The following is a 4,959-nucleotide window of genomic DNA, read 5'->3' as shown; positions in this document are numbered from 1 at the left end:
CCCTTATCCGTCGCGCTTTCGACGCTGCCGATGATGTCGCCGAAGTTGTTGATGGCACCGGCACTGGACGACCTGTACTTCGCCGTGAAGGGTAGTGCCTTGATCTGGCCATCCACCCACACCACGCCGAGCCAAGGATTGGTGCCGTTCGAGCTGACGCCAACGATGTGGCCCTTGTTATTGATCCCCTGCGGTATCGCCCGCCCATCGGTGCTTGACGGCAGCGCCGGCAGTACGGTGGCGGAGCCTTCCTGCCACATCACCGGAAGGGTCCCACTGCTGTAGCCGACGACCTGCCCGAAGTCATTGACGTCGGAGGCCGCCTCCATCGCCGTCAGCAGCTGCACCTGCTTGCCGCGCCACAAAGCGCCGAACCGGCCCTCCGTCGTGCCCACTGAGCCGACGATGTGGCCCTTGTTGCTGATCGCGCGGGACGAGGTGAAGTCGTAGCTTGCGTCGTTTTGGTCCAGCACCTTGCAGCCATAGGTCGGCGCAGCTTGGCTGGCGGCAGCGCCATACGCCGCCAGCGTCAACGCGGCGGCTCGAATGAGTTTGGTTTTCAATGGGTTCCCTCCAGATGAACAGTGAATTCTAGGGGGCACGTTGTCCGGGTCAGCATGGCGATCACAGCGTCTTCGAGGGCGGCGCCAGCCGAGGCAGCCGCTCCGCCACGGAGGTGCCTCTCGGGTCTCGTCGCTGGCTGCTCATCGCTATGTGGCCTCCCTGCGCCTGCGCGAGCAGCCGCGCGGAACAGGTGCCAGGCCTGAGCTGCCACGCTTGCCGCCGGTGACGTGGCGCTCGAACAAGTCCCACTGCGCCGCGGTTGCGCGCCGCTAAGCGCACCGGCGTCTCGTACGGTGAGCGCGACGAACACCCCTAGGAGACCACACGATCTAGGGACCGATGTCCGGTTTTTCCGTCGCCACTCCGTCCTTCAAGACAGGGAGTGACGGCAGTCGCCACTGAGGACCTTTCCCCAACCGGTTCGGCGTGTCACTTCTCTGGGGACAGCGYGCCTGCCATGGCGCCTTCAAGACCTTCAACGGGACACGAGCATGAACGCCAATTTCCAATCCAACGCTGTGAAGCAACTCCTCAGCTGGCTGGCCGTCGCCGGCGCGACCATCGGGGTGGCACAGGCGACACCGCAACACTTCCCAGCCGTCGACCAGGTTGCGGCGCCCGGGACCTTGTACTCGATCACCTTCTACGACGACACGGCGAGCACCCACACCCAATGGGCGACGCAGAACATCTGCTTCGTCCAGGGGCCGGTGCAGGGCAGCAACACGACGGGGCTGTGGTACTCGACCACCTACAACCGCTGGATCGGGCTCTGGCGCCAAGAGGGTGACCAGATCTTCATGATCGGCGACTTCTGGACGGGTCGCGGCAAGGACGCCATCCAGTGGGAATTGGTCACGACCAAGGACGAAGGCTTCGGCCACTGGAATGAATGGGTCGAGGACGGTGCCTATGGCAACTGGGTCGCCAAGGGCAACACCCGCATTGCCAAGCTCGGCACGTGTTCGCAGCTCAACATCGCCGGCGAAGGCACCCAGGATGACGCCTGGGAACAAACCAAGGCGGCCGCGCTGAAGGCGGCTGAAGCGGCACCGGTTCGCTTCCGCAGGGACGGCAGCCTGGCGCAGCCAGGGGACAAGGATCAGCTGCCGCCGAACTGAGGCGATAGCTGAGCCCACGTGGGCGGCGCAGGCGGCCAAGTGCTGACTGCGCTGCCCTCATCGGCTGCCGGCGACCCGGTCAATTTGCTGCAGCAGGATAGACCGGCCCGTCGATGTTGACCAAGCTAACGGTCGACACGCTGAGTACGGCCACCAAGGCCTTCAGGTCTGGCACTTCTACGATCACGATCGGGAGAACGGAAAAATCGTAGACAACCCGGGCACCCGCGAGTTGGCCATCGGGAAATGCGGCGTCCTTGACTGCGCGCAGCTGCTTCTTCAGCTTGGCCACGGCGGCCGCGTCGCGGACCTTCGCGTCGGCATCGATGGCATCGATGCTTTCCTTGGAGCCGCCGGCAGCAGACCTTCGTCGATCGGTCTCATCAGAAATCGCGACCCGCTCTCTTGCGATCACTGTCGTCAGAAAGCCCACATTCAACTCGACGAGCAAACGCTGCACCTTCCCCGCTTTGGCGTTCTTCCAGACTTCCTGGGACCCCAACTTGTGCGCGTAGGCCACCGCTTCAGGGTCCGACTGGRCACTCGCGAACGGCACCGATGTGGCCAGTGCGATCACGACCGCAGTCCATCCAAATAGCTTCACGATTCTTCGTCTTCCCATTGGCCCAGGCACTGGTCACACAGGCCCCACCGGCTTCAGCGCCTCAAGCTCCTGGGTGACCCCGTTTGTCGCGTCGGYGATCATAGGTGAAGCATCAGTGGCCACGCTCGGGCGCGCGGCCGATGCTCCGAGGCGCGGCGAGCGATACATCGAACCTGGTCACGGCCCGGGTGGAATGCTCACCCGGCGAAGGCGGAAGATCGTGCCGGCGTCGAAGGTGCCGCCGCGGCTCGTGGTGCCGTAGATCGCACCATCCTTGGCGCTCAACAGCGCGCCGCGCGGCTCGCAGCCTTCTGAGCCGTCTTCGGCGAAGGCATGGTGCACGCCGAGCTTGTTGGTCTTCGACATCGCGAAGACAGTGCCGCAGCCTTTGTAAAAGAGGACCTGGACGTCCCAGAACCTCGTCGTGCCCCAGAGAAAGCCCTCCCTCAGCGCGAGCCCGCCCTCGGGGTAGATGCCATCCACACCGAGGACCATGTCATGCGCGAGGCTGACGACGCCGCCGACCGAAACCTTGAACACGGTGCCCCCGATATCGTCACCGCATGACGGCGCCACGCCAGCCAGGTTGCCGCCGGCAATGGGTGTGAGACCAGCGAGCGGCTGACACCCCAGCAGGTCCCCGTCCTCAGGGTTCTTGAACGAATGCTTGAGCTCGTAGGTGCCGGCCGTGGTGATCCTGTACACGGAGCCACCGCCATGCGGGCCTTGGGTGGAGGTGGTGCCGTAAAGAGACCCATCGACGTGTTGCGCGAGCGGGCCCTTGGGGCCGGCATACCAACCCTCGAAATCGGAGAACAGCACGGTGACCACGCCGGCGGGCGTCATCTGGAACACCGTGCCCAGGCCGCCGTAGTTGACGCCGCCGCCCACCGCGGTGCCGTAGAAATTGCCGTTCGAGTGCCGCACCAGGCCCGCGCTGGGGTTCGTGCCCTCTTCCTCGACGAACTTGTGCATCACCTTGAAGGTGCCCAAGGTGGAGATGCGGTAGATGCCGCCGTAGTTGTTCAGCATGCCGCTTTGCACGGTGCCATAGAGGGTGCGGCCGACGGCCAGCAGCTCGCCCTGCGGCGTCGCGCCATCGCCACCGCGGAAGGTGTGCATCACCACCGGCGAGGTGCCAGGCACGAACTTGAAGACAGTGCCGCTCGCGCCCCGCCCGGAGCCACCGACGCTGGTGGTTCCCCAGAAGGCGCCGCCCGCTTCGACCAAACCCGCCAGCGGGGTGGAGCCATCTCCCCTGGCGGGGTTGAAGGAATACAGGTGCTCGAACTCCCAACGCGTGCCGCCCGACGCCTGGGCCAGGGCGCAGGACACGGCGAATGCGATCAAGGCGATGGTGCGCTTCATGAGGGGCTCCTGAAGGTGTTCTGTTCAACGATCGGAAAGGCCGCTCACACGGCGAAGGCGGAAGATCGTGCCGCCGTTGTAGGCACCGCCGGCGGTCGTGGTGCCGTAGATGGCGCCGTCCTTGGCGCTGAGCAGCCGGCCGCGCGGCTGGCAGCCGTCGATATCGTCTTCGTCGTCGGTGGGGTGGAAGACGTGGTGCACGCCGAACTGGCCACCATCCTCTTTCAGGGCGAAGACGCTGCCGCAGCCGCCGAGCTCGGGGAACCTCGTCCAGCGCACGGCCGTGCCCCAGAGAACACCATCGCTGCGCTGCAGGAGCTCGCCAACCGGCACGATGCCGTCCACGCCATCGACCATCGCGTGCAGCAGGCTGACCGGGCCGAACGGCCCCACCCGGTACACCGTGCCGTACCCGACGCCCCCGCCGCAGTTGGTGGCCACGCCCGCCAGGTTTCCATTGGCCAGGAGCGTCAAGCCAGCGCTCGGCTGGCAGCCCTGCGGGTCGCCGCCAATGCCATCCCAGGGCGGGAGGAACGAGTGCACGAGCTGGTAGATGCCGCTCATGCTCACCCTGAACACCGAGCCGGCGGCGTGCACGCCTTCACCATCGGTGGTGCCGTAGAGAAACCCGTTGGTGTGCTGCACGAGCGGCCCCTTGTCGGAGACGAAGCCACTCTCGAAGGTGGAGTGAATCACGGTGACCACGCCGGCCGGTGTCATCCGGAACACGCTGCCGTGGCCGCCCGGGCCGTCCCACTTGGTGGTGCCGTAGAAGTTGCCGTCGGTCGCCTGCATCAGCGGCGCGGTGGGCTTCGTGCCCTCTGCGGTGCTGAAGGCGTTCATCACCTTGAACGCCCCCAGGGTGGAAATGCGATACACCCCGCCCTGGTCGCTCACGAGGCCGCCCTCCAAGGTGCCATACAGGTTGCGGCCGACGGCCAGCAGCTCGGATTTCGGGCTCGCGCCATCGCGCCCGCGGAAGGTGTGCATCACCACCGGCTTGCTGCCGGGCACGAACTTGAAGACGTTGCCTCTCGCGCCCTCCCCGGGGCCGCCGAAGGACGTGGTTCCCCAGAAGGCGCCGTCCGCCTCAGTCAGCCCAGCAGTGGGAGCGGACCCATCCACGGCGGGGTTGAAGGAATGCAGCAGCTCGTACTTCCATGTCTTGCCGCCCGCGGCTTGCGCCAGGGTGCAGGCCAGCGCGAGCGACGTGAACACGATGGCACTCTTCATGAGCGTCTCCCTGGGCCGACATGGCCACGGAGCCGACTCTAGGAGGGCACGCCTGCGACGGACCAACCG

5 protein-coding genes are annotated in these 4,959 nt (G+C 65.9%); 1 reads left to right on the top strand and 4 read right to left on the bottom strand.

Annotated elements, in window-relative coordinates; genetic code table 11:
- Window positions 1-533: hypothetical protein (locus AC1DYI_RS26435; RefSeq protein ID WP_477207108.1), on the bottom strand; the 533-nt coding region annotated here is incomplete at its 3' end.
- A gap of 522 nt (window positions 534-1,055) precedes the next feature.
- Here AC1DYI_RS26435 and AC1DYI_RS26430 point away from each other — a divergent pair.
- Window positions 1,056-1,685 (top strand): hypothetical protein, encoded by a 630-nt coding sequence (locus AC1DYI_RS26430; protein WP_477207107.1) that lies wholly within the window; start codon window positions 1,056-1,058, stop codon window positions 1,683-1,685.
- Between the two features lie 79 nt (window positions 1,686-1,764).
- Here the strand turns inward: AC1DYI_RS26430 and AC1DYI_RS26425 are convergent, their stop codons facing one another.
- The 3 genes from AC1DYI_RS26425 to AC1DYI_RS26415 form a co-directional block, all read right to left on the bottom strand.
- Entirely contained in the window at window positions 1,765-2,262 is a 498-nt protein-coding gene (locus AC1DYI_RS26425) for a hypothetical protein (RefSeq protein WP_477207106.1), read from the bottom strand.
- A 204-nt stretch (window positions 2,263-2,466) separates the two neighbouring features.
- A complete protein-coding gene (locus AC1DYI_RS26420; RefSeq protein ID WP_477207105.1) occupies window positions 2,467-3,657 on the bottom strand; it encodes a choice-of-anchor tandem repeat GloVer-containing protein in 1,191 nt (396 codons plus the stop codon).
- A 24-nt stretch (window positions 3,658-3,681) separates the two neighbouring features.
- Window positions 3,682-4,875 (bottom strand): choice-of-anchor tandem repeat GloVer-containing protein, encoded by a 1,194-nt coding sequence (locus AC1DYI_RS26415; protein WP_477207104.1) that lies wholly within the window; start codon window positions 4,873-4,875, stop codon window positions 3,682-3,684.
- Window positions 4,876-4,959: the final 84 nt, after the last annotated feature.

This window comes from Ideonella sp. P3_A4 (genome assembly GCF_056403075.1).
Note: the sequence above shows the minus strand (reverse complement) of the source record. Positions and strands in the feature narration are given on the sequence as shown.

What these genes read in the sequence shown, in the direction of transcription:
- AC1DYI_RS26420 (WP_477207105.1), bottom strand. Translation starts at nt 3,657, where the DNA reads ATGAAGCGCACCATCGCCTTGATCGCATTCGCCGTGTCCTGCGCCCTG.
- AC1DYI_RS26430 (WP_477207107.1), top strand. Translation starts at nt 1,056, where the DNA reads ATGAACGCCAATTTCCAATCCAACGCTGTGAAGCAACTCCTCAGCTGG.